The organism is Mycobacterium sp. UM_11, assembly GCF_001414075.1.
In the GTDB taxonomy this organism is placed as follows: domain Bacteria; phylum Actinomycetota; class Actinomycetes; order Mycobacteriales; family Mycobacteriaceae; genus Mycobacterium.
On the sequence record NZ_LATC01000176.1, the window covers coordinates 1 to 5,094 of the forward strand.

Sequence of the window (5,094 nt, forward strand, 5' to 3'; positions counted from 1 at the left end):
GAGATGTGTATAAGAGACAGGACGGCGCATGCGAGTGGTCGTGGGAACGGCTGCGCCGGGAGACCGGCGCCTTCGCGGCGTACCTGCGCGGCCTGGGGGTGGGGCCCGGGGACGCCGTCGTCGGGTATCTGCCCAATGTCGGCGAGGCGGCCGTCGCCGCCCTGGCCGCCGCCAGCGTCGGCGCCATCTGGGCGGTGTGCAACCAGGACGTTTCGGTCGACGGCGTGATCGCCCGGCTCGGCCAGGTGGAGCCGGCCGTGCTGGTGGCCACCGACGGGTCGGTGTACGACGGCAAGCGCATCGACCGGCGCGCGGAGCTGGACACGATCCGGCGCGCGATGCCCAGCCTGCGGGCCGCGGTGGTGGTGCCCCGGCTCGGGCTCGCGGCCGAGGGCGACACCGTCGGATGGGCGACGGCCCTCGCCGCGGATGCCCCGCTGGAGATCACACCGGTCCCGTTCGCCCACCCGCTGTGGGTGATGTTCTCCTCGGGCACCACCGGTAAGCCCAAGGGCATCGTGCACGGGCACGGCGGCACGGTGATCGAGCACCTGAAATACCTTGGCCTGCAACTGGACCTGCGCGCCGGTGAGCGGTTCCTGTGGTACTCGTCGACCAGCTGGATGATGTGGAACCTGTTGCTGTCCGGCCTGCTGGTGGACACCACCATCGTCCTATACGACGGCAGCCCAACGCATTTGAGCACCGACGGGTTGTGGCGGGTCGCCGCCGAGGCGCAAGTCAACGTGCTCGGCGCCGGGGCGGGCTACCTGTTGGCCTGCGCCAAAAAGGAATTGAAGCCCGGGGCGACCTATGCCCTGGATGGGCTGCGCGCCGTGGGTTCCACCGGTTCACCGCTGCCGGCTTCCGGATTCCGTTGGGTCCAAGAGGGACTCGGCCGATCGGTGCCGGTGATCTCGATGAGCGGGGGCACCGACGTCTGCACCGCCTTCATCGGCGGCTGCGCGATCCTGCCGGTGGTGGCCGGCGAGTTGTCCTGCATCTGCCTGGGCGCGGCCATCGAATCCTGGGCCGGACCCAACCAGCCGGTCGTCGGCGAGGAGGGCGAACTGGTGATCACCGAGCCCATGCCGTCGATGCCGGTGTTCTTCTGGAACGACGACGACGGCAGTCGCTACCGCGCCGCCTATTTCGACAAGTACCCGGGGGTGTGGTGTCACGGTGACTGGATCACCATCACCGAGCGGGAATCCGTTGTGGTGCATGGTCGTTCGGACGCCACGCTGAACCGCATGGGCGTGCGGATGGGCAGCGCCGAGATCTACACCGCGGTGGAGGGCATGCCCGAGGTGGGCGACTGCCTGGTGGTCGGGGTCGAGCAGGACGACGGCGGCTACTGGATGCCGCTGTTCGTGACCCTGGCGGACGGCGCCGAGCTGGACGAGGCGCTGCGGTCGCGGATCGTGGCGGCCATCCGTCAGCACGCCTCGCCGCGCCACGTGCCCGACGACATCCTGGCGGTTCCGGGGATACCGCGCACGCTGACCGGTAAGCGGCTGGAGATCCCGATCAAGCGGATCCTGCTGGGCGCTGCACCCGGCGAGGCGGTGCAGCAGAGTTCGATCGACCGCCCCGAGCTGCTAGACGCTTTCGTTGCGTACCGCAGAAGTCGGGTGTCCTGAGTCCGGCTCGGCCCCCGCGCGCCGGCGGCCCCGGTAACTGCGCCAGGCCGCGATGCACGCCGGCGTCAGGGAGACGACCAGGATGGCCAGCAGGATCTTCTGCAGGTTGTGGTGCACGAACGGCACGTTGCCCAGGAAGTAGCCCGCCAGCGTCACGCCGCCGCCCCACAGGATGCCGCCGACGATGTCGAAGCCCAGGAACACCGGGTAGCGCATGTATGACACCCCGGCGACCGGCGGGACGAACGTCCGCACGAACGGCGCGAACCGGGCCAGGATGATCGCCCACGGACCGTATTTCTCGAAGAACGCGTGCGACTCGGTCACGTAGTGCTTCTTGAAAAACCGGGAGTCTTCCTTCTTGAACAGCGCCGGGCCGATCCGCCGGCCGATGAAATACCCGGTCTGATCGCCCAGGATCGCCACCAGGGCGACGGCGGGGGCCAGCACCCAGATGCTGGCCGGTGGGTTCGCACCTGCGGCCAGCAGCCCGCCGGTGAACAACAGCGATTCGCCGGGCAGCAGCGGAAACAGCAGGCCGGTCTCGATGAAGACGATGATCAGGATGCCGGGCAGCACCGCGGAGCCGAAAACGCCGTCGGCGCCCAACCAGTACATCGGGTCGAAGATGTGGGGCAGGGCCGTCACGGTGGTGCTCACGATGCTTCAACATACCGTTGTTGCGATACTGGATGGGCCCAGCCGCCAGGAGGAGCTCATGCCCATCGCCACGCCCGAGGTGTACGCCGAGATGCTGGGCCGCGCCAAACAGAACGCGTACGCCTTCCCCGCCATCAACTGCACGTCGTCGGAGACGGTCAACGCCGCCATCAAGGGTTTCGCCGACGCCGGTAGCGACGGCATCATCCAGTTCTCCACCGGCGGCGCGGAGTTCGCGTCGGGCCTGGGGATCAAGGACATGGTGACCGGCGCGGTGGCGCTCGCCGAGTTCACCCGGGTGATCGCCGACCGGTACCCGGTCAACGTCGCGCTGCACACCGACCACTGCCCCAAGGACAAGCTGGACAGCTACGTCCGCCCGCTGCTGGCGATCTCCGCGGAGCGGGTGAGCGCCGGCGGCCATCCCTTGTTCCAGTCCCACATGTGGGACGGCTCCGCCGTGCCGATCGCCGAAAACCTGGTGATCGCGCAGGAACTGCTCAAGGCGGCCGCGGCCGCCAAGATCGTCCTGGAGATCGAGATCGGTGTCGTGGGCGGGGAAGAGGACGGCGTCGCCCACGAGATCAACGACAAGCTGTATACGACGCCGGAGGACTTCGAGAAGACCATCGACGCGCTGGGCCACGGCGAGCACGGCAAGTACCTGCTGGCCGCGACGTTCGGCAACGTGCACGGCGTCTACAAGCCGGGCAACGTCAAGCTGCGCCCCGACATCCTGGCCCAGGGCCAGAAGGTCGCGGCGGCCAAGCTGGGGCTGCCCGAGGATGCCAAGCCGTTCGACTTCGTCTTCCACGGCGGCTCGGGCTCGCTGAAGTCCGAGATCGAGGAATCACTGCGCTACGGGGTGGTGAAGATGAACGTCGACACCGACACCCAGTACGCGTTCACCCGCCCGATCGCCGGCCACATGTTCGCCAACTACGACGGCGTGCTGAAGGTGGACGGCGAGGTGGGCGCCAAGAAGGTCTACGACCCGCGCAGCTACCTGAAGAAGGGCGAGGCGTCGATGAGCGAGCGCGTGGTCGAGGCCTGCGAGGACCTGCACTGCGCCGGCAAGTCCGTGGGCGTCTAACCGCTGGGGGACTGGCAGATCTTCCACTGGTCGTCGCGGTACTGCAGGTCCAGGCTTCGGGTCGAACGCACCTGCGGGTCGTAGGCCATGAACGTCGTCACGTTGGCCTCGGCGTGCTGGCCGTTGACCACCACCTGGTCGATGCTGGCGATCACCGGATACTGCCTGGCTGCCGACACCCGTCGGTAGGTCTCGTCCCACGAGCGTTCGTCGTAGTCGGCGTACCCGTCGCGGGTGGTGCCGCAGGTGATGGTGCGCAGCGTCGTCAGGTCGCCCTTCTGGATCGCGGTGTCGAAGCTTTGGATGGTGGTGCGGACCTGGTCTTCCTGCGACACCTTGGTGTGCTTGCCGCGGGTGAGCAGCACCGTGCCCAGGATCGCGATCGCGGCCAGCGCCAGCACGATCACCACCAGCGCCAGCACCCAGCCCCAGTTGAACTGCCGGGAGGTGCGCAGCTTTCCCCCGAGCCGAGGCGGAATCGATTGCGGCACAGCAGCTTTCGAGGTCACTTCGGGCTGGGCGGGGATGCCCTCCGGCGGCGAGGCGAAGACCTCGGTGGCGGGCTCGGGGGTGGTGGCGATCACCGCGGTCTCTTTCGCGTCGAAACCGGGCGCGGTGAAGCGGCGCTCGCGCTGCTGGGCGTCGTAGTCCTCGCCGGCATCCGCCGGGGCAGCGCCGGGCTCGGGCTTGATCACCACGGTCTCGGTCTCGGCGTCGCTCGGCACCAGCGGGACGCCCTCGGTCGCGTCTTCGCTTGACGGCGCGGCCCATTCGTGCCCGGGCGGGTTCGGCGCGCCGCCGCGGTCGGGCTCGGGTGGATGGGGCATGAGTGCTGCTGTCCTCCGCTATCGGGTGGGCTAGTTGGAGAGCTTAGCGACCCGCCCCCCTCGATGGGGCGATGGTTGAGGTCCGGCGTCCCGGCAAAACGACGCGGCTGGGAGGATGGGAGTCATGACGCGAGACCTTCTCGGACCCGACCCGACCCTGCTGCCGGGCGATCCCGACGCCGAGGCCGAGCTGCTCGCCGGCGAGAAGCCCGGGATCGTCGCCGCGGCGCACCCGTCGGCGTCGGTGGCGTGGGCGGCGCTGGCCGAGCAGGCGCTGGCCGACGACCAGGCCATCACGGCCTACGCGTACGCCCGCACCGGCTACCACCGCGGCCTGGATCAGCTCCGGCGAAACGGGTGGAAGGGCTTCGGCCCGGTGCCTTATTCGCACGAGCCCAACCGCGGGTTCCTGCGGTGTGTGGCGGCCCTGGCGCGCGCCGCCGACACGATCGGCGAAACCGACGAGTTCCTCCGTTGCCTGGATCTGCTCGACGATTGCGATCCGGCCGCGCGGCCGGCGCTGGGGCTCTAGAAGCTTTCCGAGCACCCCGCGTCGCCCGGCGACTCGATCTGGACGGTGGCGTGCTCCAGCCCGCGGGCCGACAGCACGGAACGGGCCTCCTGCAGCACCCGGGCGGAGTCGCCGGAGCTGCGCAGGTGCGCGGTGCACATGTCCTTGCCCGGCGACAGCGTCCAGACGTGCAGGTCGTGCACCTCGGTCACGCCGTCGACGGCGCCCAGCGCCGAGCGCAGCTCCTCCACGTCGATGTGGGTCGGTGACGCCTCGGACAGGATCCGCAACGCGTCGCGGGCCAGCGAGATCGCCCGCGGCAGCACCCAGAGCGCGACCAGCACCTGTCTCTTATACACA

Annotated in this window: 5 protein-coding genes and 1 pseudogene; 3 read left to right on the forward strand and 3 right to left on the reverse strand. The window is 69.2% G+C overall.

Features of this window, described 5'->3' with window-relative positions; translation table 11 throughout:
• On the forward strand, window positions 1-1,643 hold a 1,643-nt coding region (locus WU80_RS24020), incomplete at its 5' end, for an acetoacetate--CoA ligase (RefSeq protein WP_055405875.1).
• Here the strand turns inward: WU80_RS24020 and WU80_RS24025 are convergent.
• Window positions 1,602-2,303: a DedA family protein gene (locus tag WU80_RS24025; RefSeq protein WP_055405596.1), complete on the reverse strand. Its 702-nt coding sequence runs from the start codon at window positions 2,301-2,303 to the stop codon at window positions 1,602-1,604. The two genes, WU80_RS24020 and WU80_RS24025, sit on opposite strands and share 42 nt — an antisense overlap.
• Window positions 2,304-2,361: 58 nt before the next feature.
• On the opposite strand from WU80_RS24025, the gene fbaA reads away from it, so the two are divergent.
• Window positions 2,362-3,396, forward strand: coding sequence for a class II fructose-bisphosphate aldolase (fbaA, locus tag WU80_RS24030; protein ID WP_055405599.1), 1,035 nt, complete (start codon window positions 2,362-2,364; stop codon window positions 3,394-3,396).
• On the opposite strand, the gene WU80_RS24035 is transcribed toward fbaA, so the two are convergent.
• Entirely contained in the window at window positions 3,393-4,223 is an 831-nt protein-coding gene (locus tag WU80_RS24035) for a hypothetical protein (RefSeq protein WP_055405597.1), read from the reverse strand. The two genes, fbaA and WU80_RS24035, sit on opposite strands and share 4 nt — an antisense overlap.
• A gap of 124 nt (window positions 4,224-4,347) precedes the next feature.
• On the opposite strand from WU80_RS24035, the gene WU80_RS24040 reads away from it, so the two are divergent.
• The gene (locus WU80_RS24040) at window positions 4,348-4,755 is read left to right on the forward strand and encodes a DUF3151 domain-containing protein (protein ID WP_055405598.1); all 408 of its coding nucleotides are present in this window, start codon (window positions 4,348-4,350) and stop codon (window positions 4,753-4,755) included.
• On the opposite strand, the pseudogene WU80_RS24045 reads toward WU80_RS24040, so the two are convergent.
• Window positions 4,752-5,094: pseudogene (locus WU80_RS24045) on the reverse strand (cation transporter); the annotation flags it as partial. The gene WU80_RS24040 and the pseudogene WU80_RS24045 sit on opposite strands and share 4 nt — an antisense overlap.